This window comes from Photobacterium sp. HL06 (assembly GCF_059552575.1).
This window is the reverse complement of the sequence record NZ_CM183914.1, coordinates 1,029,357-1,043,962: the sequence shown is the minus strand read 5'-3', so window position 1 is coordinate 1,043,962 and position 14,606 is coordinate 1,029,357. Positions and strand designations below refer to the sequence as shown.

The 14,606-nt window shown below is 48.9% G+C and carries 15 protein-coding genes, 1 riboswitch and 1 other annotated feature; of the genes, 12 read left to right on the top strand and 3 right to left on the bottom strand.

Features of this window, described 5'->3' with window-relative positions; all coding sequences use genetic code 11:
* Positions 1-21: 21 nt before the first annotated feature.
* Positions 22-915, bottom strand: coding sequence for a sulfite exporter TauE/SafE family protein (locus tag AC51G0_RS05170; protein WP_496300995.1), 894 nt, complete (start codon positions 913-915; stop codon positions 22-24).
* A 231-nt stretch (positions 916-1,146) separates the two neighbouring features.
* On the opposite strand from AC51G0_RS05170, the gene AC51G0_RS05165 reads away from it, so the two are divergent.
* The 11 genes from AC51G0_RS05165 to hisIE all read left to right on the top strand — a co-directional run bounded on the left by AC51G0_RS05165 (position 1,147) and on the right by hisIE (position 10,926).
* A complete protein-coding gene (locus tag AC51G0_RS05165) occupies positions 1,147-2,373 on the top strand; it encodes an EAL and HDOD domain-containing protein (RefSeq protein WP_496300994.1) in 1,227 nt (408 codons plus the stop codon).
* A gap of 3 nt (positions 2,374-2,376) precedes the next feature.
* Positions 2,377-2,907, top strand: coding sequence for a YchJ family metal-binding protein (locus AC51G0_RS05160; RefSeq protein ID WP_496300993.1), 531 nt, complete (start codon positions 2,377-2,379; stop codon positions 2,905-2,907).
* Positions 2,908-3,109: 202 nt separating this feature from the next.
* Positions 3,110-3,292 carry a hypothetical protein gene (locus AC51G0_RS05155; protein ID WP_496300992.1) on the top strand — a complete coding sequence of 61 codons (183 nt, stop codon included), beginning with the start codon at positions 3,110-3,112 and terminating at the stop codon, positions 3,290-3,292.
* 254 nt (positions 3,293-3,546) lie between these two features.
* Positions 3,547-3,684 (top strand) — a sequence feature (His leader region).
* Positions 3,685-3,724: 40 nt separating this feature from the next.
* Positions 3,725-4,621: an ATP phosphoribosyltransferase gene (gene hisG / locus AC51G0_RS05150; protein ID WP_496300991.1), complete on the top strand. Its 897-nt coding sequence runs from the start codon at positions 3,725-3,727 to the stop codon at positions 4,619-4,621.
* Between the two features lie 4 nt (positions 4,622-4,625).
* Complete coding sequence (hisD, locus tag AC51G0_RS05145; RefSeq protein WP_496300990.1) at positions 4,626-5,948, top strand: histidinol dehydrogenase; 1,323 nt, start codon at positions 4,626-4,628, stop codon at positions 5,946-5,948.
* Positions 5,949-5,956: 8 nt separating this feature from the next.
* Positions 5,957-7,003: a histidinol-phosphate transaminase gene (gene hisC / locus AC51G0_RS05140; protein ID WP_496301873.1), complete on the top strand. Its 1,047-nt coding sequence runs from the start codon at positions 5,957-5,959 to the stop codon at positions 7,001-7,003.
* Positions 7,004-7,022: 19 nt separating this feature from the next.
* Positions 7,023-8,093: a bifunctional histidinol-phosphatase/imidazoleglycerol-phosphate dehydratase HisB gene (gene hisB, locus AC51G0_RS05135; RefSeq protein ID WP_496300989.1), complete on the top strand. Its 1,071-nt coding sequence runs from the start codon at positions 7,023-7,025 to the stop codon at positions 8,091-8,093.
* Complete coding sequence (gene hisH, locus AC51G0_RS05130; RefSeq protein ID WP_496300988.1) at positions 8,093-8,734, top strand: imidazole glycerol phosphate synthase subunit HisH; 642 nt, start codon at positions 8,093-8,095, stop codon at positions 8,732-8,734. Before hisB ends, hisH begins: the two co-directional genes overlap by 1 nt.
* A gap of 42 nt (positions 8,735-8,776) precedes the next feature.
* Positions 8,777-9,511 carry a 1-(5-phosphoribosyl)-5-[(5-phosphoribosylamino)methylideneamino]imidazole-4-carboxamide isomerase gene (gene hisA / locus AC51G0_RS05125; RefSeq protein ID WP_496300987.1) on the top strand — a complete coding sequence of 245 codons (735 nt, stop codon included), beginning with the start codon at positions 8,777-8,779 and terminating at the stop codon, positions 9,509-9,511.
* An 18-nt stretch (positions 9,512-9,529) separates the two neighbouring features.
* On the top strand, positions 9,530-10,303 hold the full coding sequence (hisF, locus tag AC51G0_RS05120; RefSeq protein WP_496300986.1) for an imidazole glycerol phosphate synthase subunit HisF: 774 nt from the start codon (positions 9,530-9,532) through the stop codon (positions 10,301-10,303).
* Positions 10,300-10,926, top strand: a complete 627-nt coding sequence (hisIE, locus tag AC51G0_RS05115; RefSeq protein WP_496300985.1) for a bifunctional phosphoribosyl-AMP cyclohydrolase/phosphoribosyl-ATP diphosphatase HisIE — start codon at positions 10,300-10,302, stop codon at positions 10,924-10,926. Before hisF ends, hisIE begins: the two co-directional genes overlap by 4 nt.
* 106 nt (positions 10,927-11,032) lie before the next feature.
* Here hisIE and AC51G0_RS05110 read toward each other — a convergent pair whose 3' ends face one another.
* The gene (locus AC51G0_RS05110; protein WP_496300984.1) at positions 11,033-11,611 is read right to left on the bottom strand and encodes a thymidine kinase; all 579 of its coding nucleotides are present in this window, start codon (positions 11,609-11,611) and stop codon (positions 11,033-11,035) included.
* Between the two features lie 167 nt (positions 11,612-11,778).
* Entirely contained in the window at positions 11,779-13,380 is a 1,602-nt protein-coding gene (locus tag AC51G0_RS05105) for a Na+/H+ antiporter NhaC family protein (RefSeq protein WP_496300983.1), read from the bottom strand.
* A 95-nt stretch (positions 13,381-13,475) separates the two neighbouring features.
* Positions 13,476-13,658, bottom strand: a riboswitch (Lysine riboswitch).
* A 371-nt stretch (positions 13,659-14,029) separates the two neighbouring features.
* Here AC51G0_RS05105 and AC51G0_RS05100 point away from each other — a divergent pair.
* The gene (locus tag AC51G0_RS05100; protein WP_496300982.1) at positions 14,030-14,428 is read left to right on the top strand and encodes an H-NS family histone-like protein; all 399 of its coding nucleotides are present in this window, start codon (positions 14,030-14,032) and stop codon (positions 14,426-14,428) included.
* Positions 14,429-14,606 lie beyond the last annotated feature (178 nt).

Below are 14,606 nucleotides of genomic sequence, written 5' to 3'. Positions count from 1 at the left end.
CTTTTACACCAGCCCCTAAATTCAGGATGGGGATTGAGCGGCGTTCAACTCTGCTCGTTCAGCGGCCCAAGAGCGGTACATCGTCAGCGAGGTATACAACACCACTCCGATCACCAGCCAGGCTAGCAACTGCAGATCCAGCGATTTGACCAGGTAAGCCGCAATCACAACCCCGATAGGGCCAGTGATAACAACCGTCAGTGCCGCCCGGCTGTTAATACGGTTCATACGGATAAAACTTCCGGCGGAGAAGAAACTCAAGAATGCACAGGAGCACATCATAATAGGAAACGCAGCCAGCGGGTGCATCCCCAACAGGTAAACCATCGTCATACAAGGAGCATAAAGGCCGATCCCAACGGTCATCAAAGCCCCGAACAGGAAGTTGCCCACTACAGCAAACCCCAGCTTCCAGCCGCTAAGCCCCAGGGCCAATCCCCCAAGCGGAAACAGCTCTAGCTGCCCGGCAAGCATCAGGCTGGCAACCACCAACAACGCCCCGCTCATCACTAGCCGGATCAACTGGCGATCCCAGCCAGACACCAGCCGGGCCCCAGCAGTTGCTCCCAAACAGGCAGCCAGCACCAAACTCACCAGCGTGATTTCATCGACATTAACCGCCGTCAAAAAAATCAATGACTGAACCACCGTTGCCATGACTGCCTGGCAGTTCAGCGTACCTGGCAGTAGCTTGTCATCGATCAGCTTCAGCTGCTTATATCCAGCCGTTTTTATCGCAAAGCTGCCTACCCCTAGGGTATCGCAGAAGTTGGCAAAGCCACCAATAAGGCCAATAGGAACAATTTTAGTTTGCGCTTCCTGCGTGCGATTTTTACGCCATGCATTCAATAGCATGGCAATAAAAACGCCTCCACCTACAAGCAATCCAGCTTGTATGACTGTAAACACCGTCATATATTGCACAAAAGTTTCGCTAAAGAAGGCTATTGTGTATTAACTCAGTGAATGATTCTATGTTTTTGATCATTGTCTTGATTTGCTATTAGTATCACTATGTGAAACCATAAATATTTGTAGTATTTAGCTGTAAAGTGACCTTGATATAAAACAGTGTTATTAGCCCTTTATTATCACTGGCGCTTAACGGTATATTAGCCATTAAATCAAAAGCTTGCGTTTTATTTCATGCACTCATATCTTGCGCGACAACCTGTTTTAAACAGAGACAAAGCAACCGTTGGTTACGAATTGCTGTTTCGTGATGGACCCAGTAATTGCTTCCCAGATATTGGTGATGAACAAGCAACGAACCGTTTGTTAGCCGATAACTTTTTTACGTCCGGTGCAGTACAAGCCACGGCGGGGAAAAAAGCTTTCGTTAATTTTCCCTATAGCAGCCTGATCCAGCGAACACCGCTGATGTTCCCAAAAAAGAGCTTCATCATTGAAATACTCGAAACCTGCAACCCAAGCGACGAGCTGCTTGAAGCCGTTATCGAGTTAAACCAGAAGGGGTACACCCTCGCCCTGGATGATTTTATCCCCAATGCGGCCTGGAACCGTTTCCTGCCACATATCCATATCGTCAAGTTTGATATCCGCTCGACACCGATTGCCAAGGCTCGCTTCTTTATCCGCCACCACAAAGACAAAGCCAACAAGATCCTTTTCCTCGCCGAAAAAGTCGAAAGCCATGAGGAATTCATGGAGGCATACAATGCCGGCTTCGATCTGTTCCAAGGTTTTTTCTTCAGCAAGCCTGAAATGATGCAGCGCAAAACGCTAACCCCGTGTGCATTGACTACCCTTCGCCTGTATCAGGAAGTCAGCCTGCCTAATGTGGATTTTGATAAAGTCGAGCGCATAATTGCCACAGATGTCTCGATGTCTTATAAATTGCTACGTCATGTCAACAACATGACATCGACCCGGGCTAAGCCCGTCTCCTCATTTAAACAAGCACTGATCTACCTTGGCGAAGAACGCCTGCGACGGTTTATTAGTTTCGTTGCCACCGCACATGCGACAGAAAGAAAGCCGCAATCACTGTATAGCTTGTCACTGCAGCGGGCGCACTTCTGCGAACGGCTGAGTACACTGGTAACGCCAAAAATTATCGGCAATGAAGCCTTTTTAACCGGGTTGTTTTCGCTCCTGGACTCCCTGCTTGATCAACCCATCGAAGATTTGATCACCCTCCTTCCTCTTAGTGATGAAATACAGCAGGCCCTGGTATGCCAAGCAGGCCCGCTAGGTACCATTCTTAAGTTGATCAGGGCTTATGATAAAGCGCACTGGGAAGAGGTCAGCCAATTAAGCCAACAACTGAACATCGAAGAATCAGACGTTGCAGATCTTTATCTGGAGTCATTAAAATGGGCCTCTTTTTTTGAAACAACAGCGACAGACTAATTAATGCCTAACCCAGCCCAGTTATGCCCGTGTGGTAGCAAGAAAACACTGACAGCCTGCTGTCAGCCCATTCACCAGCAGCCATCCCGTGCCCAGCACCCGGAGCAGTTAATGCGTGCCCGGTACAGCGCCCATGTATTGGGCCTGGTTGACTTTGTTGTCGCCACCTACCATCCTAGCTGCGAAGCTGAACAGTACCGTGAAGCCATTGCTGAATCCGTCCACTCCAAGTGGCTTGGACTTGAAGTCATTTGCAGCGAAATTGCCGACAATGGTGAGGGTTTTGTCGAATTCAAAGCGTACTACCAAGACGGTGAAGAAGAGTTTTTCCTGCATGAAAAATCGCGTTTCCTGCGTGAACCTGTCGGTGAAGAAACCCAATGGTTTTACATTGATGGTGAGTACCCTCACCCGGATGAAGAGCCGGAAACCACAGCTCCTGTAGTCACGGCGCCAGCAGCCAGTGACAAAGTCGGCCGTAACGATCCATGTCCTTGCGGCAGTGGCAAAAAATTCAAAAAGTGCTGTGGCTGATCAATCTGATCCCGATACGAAGCCCGCTTAAGCGGGCTTCTCATTTCTACTTTTATATACCCAGTTACATTCTTGTGATCATTTCCCCGGGCAATATCACACCCCGCCCAATAAAACCGACATAACGAACAAAAAACACTCAATCAACACCCATTGTTGTCGATAAAGTAACCAGAACGTATCTGTGTAACGAGGCAATGACATGATCAACCCCAATAACAATCTGCCGTTGACCGCTCAAAAACAGCTGAAGAAAGTCACCCAGGCATCATTGATTGATGAACGAAAGCAAAAAGTCGAAGCAAAAAACAAAGACAAAGAAAATTCCCCTCAGGAGCAACCAAAAAAACGGCCGCCCAAGGGACTGCTTGATATTTATGTATAGCCACATCGCCGCACCAACGTTAACAAGACGTTACGGCCTGTTCGCAACACCTCAAACACACAAGGCCAGGTGCTTGATTTACCATCGCCCCCAAGCTAATTGCTTACAATTTATCTGCAACATTTTAATAAATTAATATTTCATTAAAAATCCTGTTGCAAAATCAAATCAGCTTGGTTAGTGTGAATAGCAAGCAATGAGTTAATAACGATTTATACAGAGTACATAATTATGCGTATCCAAATGGTAAACCTACATCACCATCATCATCCTGATTAGTCTTTCGGGAGGATACGCCTCACTCTGGAAGACGGACAAAAACTCTTCCAGCGGTCAATAGAAATTACAGAATTCAGACCCTCGGAAGAATAAACTTCCGAGGGTTTTTTCGTTTTCAGGCTTAAAAAATAATCGAATACAGGGAATAAAGCGATGCAGACACAACGACTACGAATTGCCATTCAAAAGAAAGGACGCCTGAGCAAGGAGTGCCAGGATCTATTCAAACGCTGCGGCATTAAATTCAACCTAATGGGTGAGCGCCTGGTCGTACACTCTGAGAACATGCCTATCGATCTATTGCTGGTGCGCGATGACGATATTCCTGGCCTGATCATGGATGGCGTGGTCGATTTGGGCGTGATTGGTGAAAACGAGCTGGAAGAAGTTGGCCTTGAGCGTGCAGCCCTTGGCGAGCCTTGTGAATACACCAAACTACGTCGCCTTGATTTTGGCGGTTGCCGCTTATCCATTGCTATTGATAAAGATGCAACCTACAACGGTCCGCAAGATCTACAGGGCCAACGTATCGCAACCACCTACCCGCAACTGGTTAAGCGCTATATGGATGAGCAAGGCGTAGAATTCAGCCCTTGTATGCTGAACGGCTCTGTTGAGGTTGCCCCTCGAGCCGGTCTTGCCGATGCCATCTGCGATCTTGTTTCTACCGGTGCCACTCTTGAAGCAAACGGTCTGAAAGAAGCCGAGGTGATCCTTCGCTCCAAAGCAGTCCTTATCCAGCGCGTGGGTGAGTTTAGCGAGGACAAGCAATCACTTATCGAACGAATCCTAACCCGTATGCAAGGCGTCATCCAGGCCAAGGAATCAAAGTACATCATGCTACATGCGCCGACAGAGTGCCTGGATAAAATCACAGCACTGCTTCCTGGCGCTGAAGACCCAACCGTATTGCCGCTCGCCGCAGATAAAAGCCGCGTTGCCGTTCACCTGGTGAGTACTGAAAATCTATTCTGGGAAACCATGGAGCAGCTAAAAGCCCTTGGTGCTAGTTCAATCCTTGTCCTACCAATTGAAAAGATGATGGAGTAACACCATGAAAACGGTTGTGTGGCAATCTTTAAGCGATAGCCAGCAAGAATCCTTGCTCCAGCGCCCGGCAATCACCGAAGGGGCCAACATCACGGCAATCGTCTCTGATGTCATTGCAGATGTCCGCCAGCGCGGCGATGACGCTCTGCTGGAGCTGACCGAAAAGTTCGACAAGGTTCGCCCTGAGGCTATCAAAGTCGACACAGAGGAAGTGGAAGCCGCTGCCGATCGCCTGAGCGACAACATGAAACAGGCCCTTCAGCAGGCCTATAACAACATTGCGACGTTCCACAAAGCACAGCAGCAACAAACGCTACGGGTTGAAACCCAGCCAGGCGTGGTTTGTGAACAGGTTACACGACCAATTAACTCGGTTGGGCTGTACATTCCAGGTGGCAGCGCCCCATTGCCGTCAACCGTTCTGATGCTGGGTGTTCCGGCACAAATTGCTGGTTGCCGCCAGGCCGTACTGTGTTCACCGCCACCGATTGCCGATGAAATCCTGTATGTGGCCAAGCTATGTGGCATTAACGAGATTTACAATGTCGGTGGTGCTCAGGCCGTTGCCGCGATGGCCTACGGCACAGAAACCGTGGCCAAAGTAGACAAAATTTTCGGCCCGGGCAATGCTTTTGTGACCGAGGCCAAGCGCCAGGTCAGCAACGACTTCCGTGGCTCGGCAATCGATATGCCAGCTGGTCCTTCTGAGGTGTTGGTTATTGCCGATGACACTGCCGATCCTGACTTTATCGCCGCCGATCTGCTAAGCCAGGCCGAACACGGCCCGGATTCCCAGGTTGTTCTGGTTACCCCGGATCCAAGCATTGCCGATCGCGTCGCAGATGCGATCCAAAAACAATTGGCAGAGCTGTCCCGGGCTGACATCGCCCGCCAGGCTCTGGGGGCAAGCTTGCTGATTGTGGCCGAGAGCCTAACTCAGTGTATCTCGATCTCTAACCACTATGGTCCTGAGCACCTGATTGTACAGACTCGTAATCCACGCGAACTCGTGCCACTGTTAGATAATGCAGGTTCTATCTTCCTGGGTAACTGGTCACCGGAATCGGTCGGTGACTACGCGTCAGGTACCAACCACGTATTGCCGACGTACGGCTATACTCGAACCTACTCCAGCCTAGGGTTGGCTGATTTTACCAAACGCATGACCGTGCAAGAGCTAAGTGCCAGCGGCCTGCAGCAATTGGCACCGACGGTCGTAACGATGGCCGAAGCCGAAGGCCTCGATGCCCACAAACGCGCTGTTACCATCCGGGTGGAAAAACTGCAGGCCCAGCAAGCCGCACGAACGTCAGCAAAGGAGGCCTAGTCATGACAATTTCAAAACTAGCGCGCAAAACAGTCCGCGAGCTGACGCCCTATCAGTCAGCACGGCGCCTCGGCGGCAGCGGTGATATCTGGCTTAACGCCAATGAATCCCCCTTTGCCAATGAGTACAACATCAAGTGTGATCGCCTCAACCGCTACAGCACCTGCCAGCCGGAAGAGCTTATCCAGGCCTATGCCGACTATGCTAACGTGAAAAAAGAGCAGGTGCTCACTTCTCGCGGAGCTGATGAAGGCATCGAACTACTGATCCGCGCCTTTTGTGAGCCTAACCAAGACAGCATCCTATACTGCCCGCCGACTTATGGTATGTATGCAATCAGTGCAGAGACCTTTGATGTCAAGACCAAGACAGTTCCGCTGACCGCGCAGTGGCAACTGGATTTACCAACAATTCGAGATAGCCTCGATACCGTTAAACTCGTTTTTGTCTGCAGCCCAAATAACCCGACCGGTAACTTGATCAACCGCCAGGATATTGAGGCGCTGCTCGATATGACTACCGACAAGGCAGTGGTTGTCGTCGATGAGGCCTATATTGATTTTTGTTCGGAAGCATCCGCTGTCGATCTGCTTAGCCAATACCCGAACCTGGTCATTCTACGCACGCTGTCAAAAGCCTTTGCCCTGGCAGGGCTCCGCTGCGGCTTCACCCTGGCAAGCCCAGAGATCATTGAATTGCTGCTCAAGGTCATCGCACCTTACCCTGTTCCTGTCCCCGTGACTGATATCGCTGTTCAGGCCCTCTCGCCGGCCGGTTTGGCAAAAACCAAATTCCAAGTCCTCGATCTCAGTGCCAACCGGGCCTACCTTCAAGCCGGGCTAGGCATGCTGGAAGGGGTGACGGTATATGACGGCTACGGCAACTACCTACTGGTGAAATTCCCGGATGCGGATGCCTTATTTAACGCGTTGTGGGAGCACGGCATTATTCTTCGACGCTCCCCTATCGAGAACTGTATTCGAATTAGTGTCGGCAACCGCGATGAATGTGAAAAAACACTGGCGTTTATCCGCAAGCAACTGAACCAGAATTAAGAGTTAAAGGAAGAGTATTGTGAGCAAGGAAAAGATTTTATTTATCGACCGTGACGGCACCTTAATTGTGGAGCCACCCATTGATTTTCAAGTTGACCGATTGGATAAACTGAAGCTCGAACCTTTCGTGATCCCAGCGCTGCTTCAGCTGCAAGATGCTGGCTATAAGCTCGTTATGATCACCAACCAGGACGGCCTTGGCACAGAGAGCTATCCTCAGGCAGATTTCGACGCCCCGCACAATATGATGATGGAAATCTTCGAATCACAAGGGGTGAAATTTGATGATGTGCTTATTTGCCCACACTTTGACGACGAAAACTGCACCTGCCGCAAGCCTAAGCTTGGTCTCGTTAAAGGCTACCTGCAACAGGGCCGTGTCGACTTTGCGACATCAGCGGTCATAGGCGATCGTCCAACAGATCTGCAGCTGGCTGAAAATATGGCCATTCGTGGTATCCAATACAATCCCGAGAGCATGAGCTGGCTTCAGATCGTTAAAGATCTGACTACCAGCCCAAGGATCGCCGAAGTGGTTCGTACCACGAAGGAAACTGACATCCGGGTAAAAGTGAACCTTGATGAAACGGGTGGCAACAAAATTGAAACTGGCCTGGGTTTCTTCGATCATATGCTGGATCAAATCGCCACACACGGTGGTTTCCGCATGGAGCTCACCGTCAAGGGTGACTTGCACATTGATGATCACCACAGTATAGAAGATACCGCACTGGCACTCGGCCAGGCACTGAAAGAAGCCTTAGGGGATAAACGCGGTATTGGCCGTTTTGGTTTCAGCCTGCCGATGGATGAATGCCTGGCCCAGTGTGCCCTGGATCTGTCCGGTCGCCCTTACCTGAAATTTGATGCCCAATTCGGCCGCGAACAAGTCGGTGACCTATCGACTGAAATGGTATCGCACTTCTTCCGCTCGCTCACCGACACCCTGGCCTGCACCCTGCACCTGTCTTCGACTGGTGACAATGACCACCATATCGTCGAGAGCCTGTTCAAAGCCTTTGGCCGTACACTACGTCAGGCGATTCGAGTAGAAGGCACCGAATTACCGAGCAGCAAAGGAGTACTGTAATGGCAAGCGAAAACCAGAAAGTTGTCATTATTGATACCGGCTGTGCCAACGTCTCTTCGGTACGGTTTGCTATCGAGCGCTTAGGTTACACTGTTACTGTCAGCAAAGAGCCAAGCATCGTACTGGCGGCAGATAAACTGTTTTTACCTGGCGTAGGCACCGCTAGCGAGGCGATGAAGAACCTGCAGGATCGCGACTTGGTCGAACTCGTCAAGCAGGTCGACAAGCCATTGCTGGGTATCTGCCTGGGCATGCAACTGCTTGGCATATTGTCAGAAGAACAAGGCCAGAGTGGGACAGAACTTGTGCCATGCCTTGGCCTGTGTGATGCGCCCATCAAGAAGCTGGAAACCGGTTCGCTTCCTTTGCCTCACATGGGGTGGAATACCGTCACCCCTGCCGATGGCCACCCGCTGTTTAACAATATTCCGGCAGGCAGCTACTTTTATTTTGTTCATAGCTATGCCATGCCGGTTTCCGCCGAGGATGCTGATCAAGGGGGCTATACCATTGCCCGCTGCGAATATGGCCAGCCGTTTACCGCAGCAGTCCAGAGTGGTAATTATTATGGCGTGCAGTTCCACCCTGAACGCTCCAGCAAAGCAGGTGCTCAGCTGATCAAAAACTTTTTAGAGATGTGACTTGTTAATTCAGTGAGTTAAAACACATCAAAAGGACTTAGGATGATTATTCCCGCACTCGATTTAATTAATGGCCAGGTTGTTCGCCTCTTTCAGGGAGACTACGGCCAAGTCACAGAATACAAAGTTGATCCCGCCGAACAGTTCAAGCTGTATAACCAGGCAGGGGCCGATTGGCTACACCTGGTTGATCTTACCGGGGCTAAAGATACGTCGGCCCGCCAGCTGGATCTGATCAGTAAACTGCTTGCCAGCACTCCCGCTAATATTCAGATTGGCGGGGGGGTCCGGACGGAAAAGGACGTTGCTGATTTATTGGCAGCAGGCGCCCAGCGCGTTGTCATTGGTTCAACAGCCGTGAAACAGCCAGAGCTTGTTAAAGGCTGGATGGAAAAATACGGCCCTGAACATATTGTTCTGGCCCTTGACGTAAACATTGATGAAGATGGAAACCGCAAAGTAGCCATTTCAGGCTGGCAGGAAGATTCTGGCGTTAGCATAGAGGCCCTGCTGGATGACTTTTTAACCGTGGGCTTGAAACATGTCCTCTGTACCGACATCTCTCGCGACGGCACATTGGCAGGCTCTAATGTGGAACTGTATCTCGATCTATGTGCACAGTATCCGCAAGTACAATTCCAATCTTCTGGCGGTATTGGCGGCTTGAAAGATATCGAAGCCCTCAAGGGCAGTGGTGTAGCCGGTGTTATTGTCGGCCGGGCACTGCTCGACGGTAAATTTAGCGCTGAAGAAGCTTTTCAGTGCTGGAATAGCTAAGAAGCAAGGAGTAATAGCATGTTAGCAAGACGAATCGTTCCTTGTTTAGACGTCCGTGACGGACAGGTCGTAAAAGGTGTTCAGTTCCGAAACCACGAAATCATCGGTGATATCGTTCCACTGGCAAAACGTTACGCCGAAGAAGGCGCCGATGAGCTGGTGTTCTACGACATCACTGCATCAAGCGATGGCCGTGTCGTTGATAAAAGCTGGGTTGCCAGGGTGGCAGAAGTTATCGACATTCCATTTTGTGTCGCTGGTGGCATTAAGTCTGCTGAAGATGCTAGCCGGATCTTGCAGTTTGGGGCCGACAAAGTCTCTATCAACTCACCGGCGCTGGCCAATCCGGCACTGATCACCGAGCTTGCCGATAAATTTGGTGTGCAGTGTATTGTTGTCGGTATCGATTCCTACTTCGATGCCGATACCGGTAAGTACCAGGTTTACCAGTTTACCGGTGACGAGGCGCGTACCAAAGCCACCCAGTGGGAAACCCGAGACTGGGTACAAGAGGTGCAACGACGCGGTGCCGGTGAGATTGTTCTCAATATGATGAACCAGGACGGGGTACGCAATGGTTACGACCTCAAGCAACTTAACATGGTGCGCGAAGTATGCCATGTCCCGCTGATTGCCTCAGGTGGGGCGGGTAAAATGGTCCACTTTGCCGATGCCTTTAACCAAGCCAATGTAGACGGCGCCCTAGCCGCTTCTGTCTTCCACAAGCAAATCATCAATATCGGTGAGCTTAAGCAGTATTTGAAACAACAGGATGTGGAGATCCGACTATGAGCCTGATAACAAACATTAACTGGGAAAAAGTCGACGGGTTGGTACCAGCCATCGTTCAGGACAACACTAGCGGCCAGGTCCTGATGCTGGGATATATGAATGATGAAGCGCTGAATAAGACCCTGGAAACCAAGCAGGTCACCTTCTGGTCGCGCACCAAGAGCCGCCTCTGGACCAAAGGGGAAACCTCTGGCAACGTACTGCAGCTTAAAAGCATCAAGCTAGATTGCGATCAGGATACGCTGCTGGTCAAGGTCAACCCTATCGGTCCAACATGCCACCTGGGCACGACAACCTGCTTTGACAGCGACAGCACAATCGAAGGACAGGATGAGCAACCTGCCTTGGTGTTCCTTCATCAACTTGAGCAGATCCTGGCTGCTCGTAAAGATGCCGATCCAGAATCCTCTTACACAGCCAGCCTCTACGCCCGTGGTACCAAGCGGATTTCGCAGAAAGTGGGCGAAGAAGGCGTTGAAGTCGCGCTTGCGGCAACGTCGGGTGACAAGGAGGAGCTAGTCTGTGAGTCTGCAGATTTGATCTATCACTTGATCGTGCTGCTCCAGGATCAGGGCCTATCCCTATCCGATATCACCGCCAAATTACAAGAGCGCCATAAATAAACCGGAAAGATATCAATCTGGATAAATCGATTGGTATAAATACAACAAAGCCTGAGTGAATTTACTCAGGCTTTTTGTTTCATGGCCAATACACATTCTATGGGTATTAACGTCCTAGCGCTTCTTTATAATGCTTGCGGCAAACAGAGACATAGCGGTCATTGCCACCGATTTCTACCTGATCGCCATCAGCAATAGCCCGGCCCGTCTCGTCTTGGCGGATCACCATGTTTGCTTTACGGCCACAATGGCAAATTGTTTTCAGCTCAACCAACTTATCGGCCCACGACAGCAAGTATTTACTGCCTTCAAACAATTCACCTCGGAAGTCGCTGCGCAGGCCATAGCACAAGACAGGAATATGCATTTTATCAACCACTTCAGTCAGCTGGTAAACCTGCTCTTTGGTTAAGAACTGACACTCATCTATCAGGACACAATCAACCTTACCCGTCGCATGTATATCCTGAAGCTTGCGGTAAAGGTCGTCTTTCGCATTAAATAGCTCAGCGTCTTCTTGTAGACCTATACGCGAACTCACCTTTCCTTTGCCATATCGATTATCAATAGCTGCGGTAAAAATTACCGGTGTCATGCCACGCTCACGATAGTTAAAAGATGACTGTAGTAACGTCGTCGACTTACCCGCATTCATTGCCGAGTAATAGAAATACATCTGGGCCATAAGGCTCCCCGTCCAAGCGCAAAAAAACTGCCGAAATGCTACAGAAAATAGGGCCGAATTGAAAGCACCCGGATCAATCAAACAGTAACAAATACTGGCTCGCCGTTGATGCAAAAAAGCCTGCAATCAGATTGCAGGCTTTTTATCAACATAGAAGCGGCGAATGACTAGCTTTTCATCTTCGCAGCAAGTGCTGTCGGACGGCGAGATAGCCACATCAGCAGCAGGCACACCAGAATAAAGGTGATCGTCGCGGCCATAAACGCCACAGCCATTGAGCTTGTCAAACCCAGAACCAAGAAACCAACCGTAGATACAAACGCAACAGACACTGCGTATGGCAGCTGAGTAGCGACGTGATCAATATGGTGGCAGCGAGCCCCGGTCGAAGACAGAATAGTGGTATCTGAAATCGGTGAGCAGTGATCACCGAACACTGAACCTGCCAATACCGCACCCAGCATTGGTAGCATCAGTGCAATTTCCGTCGCAGCAGCCAGATCACCCGCAATTGGCAGCATGATACCGAATGTGCCCCAAGAGGTACCGGTTGAGAACGCCATCAGGCCAGCCAGCAAGAACAAAATTGCCGGTAGCAGCATTGGATTGATATTACCCTGCACAAGCGTAGACAGGTACTTACCTGTAGCCATATCACTGATCACGCTACCGATGCTCCAGGCAAACAGTAGGATCAGGATTGCACCAAACATTGACTTCGCACCAATCCACAGCGTTTGAACCACATCCGCCATTGGCAGACGCTGGCGTAATACCGGGATCATCGCACCGAACAGACCCACCAAGCCACCATATACCAGTGACATACCCACATCGGTATTCTCGAACGCACCTAGAATGTTAAAGGCAATACCATCAGCAGCCAGCGCCTGGGACCCAGTAAAAATCATAAAGAAGAAGGTTGAGAAGATCAGGGCAACAATCGGCATGATCAGATCAGAAACTCGACCGTTATCGCTTTCTTCAATTTCCAGCTCGTCGTTTAGATCTTTCGCCAAGCTATCATCATCGCCTTCATCGAAACCACGGCCATGGCTAGCCTGCAGTTCATGCTTTTTCATTGCACCAATATCTAGCTGGAACCAGGCAACAACAAATACCATTAATAAAGCAAAGACAGCATAGAAGTTCATTGGTGCTAATTGGATAAAGGCACTTAGCGCTGAATATTCCGTTACGCCGTGTGATACCAAGATCCCGCCAATAAGCGTAATAATGTATGCGCCCCAGCTTGAAGCTGGCATCAGCACACACATTGGTGCTGCGGTTGAATCGAGAATATAGGCAAGTTTTGCTCGGGAGACATAAAAGCGGTCGGTTACCGGACGAGAAATAGATCCTACTGCCAAGCTATTAAAATAGTCATCGACAAAGATAAACACACCCAGAAAAGCAGCCAGTAGCTTTGCACCACGCTTACTTTTGATTTTTGTTTGCGCCCACTCTGCAAATGCACGAGTACCACCTGAAAGGGTCAGCAGTGCTGTGGTCATTCCTAATAATATAAGGAAAGCGACAATGCTCATATTCCAGCTGTTGATTGCGCCATCATCAATGAAAAGTCCTTTCGCCGTACTACCTACATATTCTGCAGTTGCACCAAACGAAAAATCTGTCAGTAACAATGAACCTAGAAGGACACCAACGCCTAATGAAACCAATACGCGACGTGTCAGAATCGCTAAACCTAATGCCACAAGTGGCGGCAAAAGTGAAATGGATGAATGGGAAAAATCTACAATATTCATGATCTCTACTACAACCGATCCTGGTTGGAGATCTACTGCTGAACACGACATCGTCGCGAGAGAAGAGCATAAGAAAAGGATGACCCCTATTCCGACCCCACAGTAGCGCTCCATAGTTAATGTAATTAATACTATGGCAGTGCTGCCCCTATTCGGTGACAACCCCAGCAAGAAGGAATGATAAGCCTTACTTACTTCGGCATTGGCTCCTTTTGCAGACCATCAAAGGAATCACCCTCCAATCTGCTACTTATAGACAATGCGCCTCTACCCTTAGTCAAGGAATGGCTAATTCTACGGGATAGCGATTCATTTGCAACAAGTTACGATGAAAACTTTAACAGAAATAGTGAATAATCTTGCTCAGGTGCTGGAAAAATAAACAAAAACCCTACTATTCTATACCTTTTAATATGAAACAGAACGCACCGACATAATCAGTATGCTGTCATTGTATCCCGATTAATTGCACGAAAGGCATGGATAACAATTATTACAAATGAGATTTTATGAACCTAATTAGGAAAAATTTAATATCAGGACAGATATTTTATTTGGCATCAGGCTATTAAAAGTATTATTATTGCAATTATTGATTCGTGACTGCTATTATTATTTAAAATAGTTTTAAGCCAACAGGAAATTTAAAATGTCTGATGCAATGAAAGCGCTGTTAAACCTTCGTAGCCTTCGCGCACTTTCTCGTGAATATACTCTGGAACAACTTCAAGAAGCTCTTGAGAAACTACAAACTGTAGTGACTGAACGTGAAGAATCTGAAGCTGAAGAGCGCGCAAAAGAAAGTGAGCGTAATGAGAAACTGGCTCAGTACCGTGAAATGCTTCTAGCTGACGGCATCGATCCAGAAGAATTACTAGCGAGCCTGAGCAAAGCACCTAAAGCAAAACGCGCTGCTCGTCCTGCTAAATATAAATTCATTGATGAAAACGGCGAAGAAAAGACCTGGACTGGTCAAGGCCGTACTCCAAGTGCACTGAAGAAAGCACTTGATGAAGGCAAAGCTCTGGAAGAATTCGAAATCGAATAATTGCTGAATATAAGCTGAACAAAAGCCTGGTAAAATACCGGGCTTTTTTATATCTATAATCCTAAAGAGTAATAAAACAAACAACTAAAGTAGCTGTAAATCCTTTAACCCCACATTAAAAAGTAACACTGTGTCGTACCCATTCGTCATATAGATTGATATACAGATTGATAGCAAT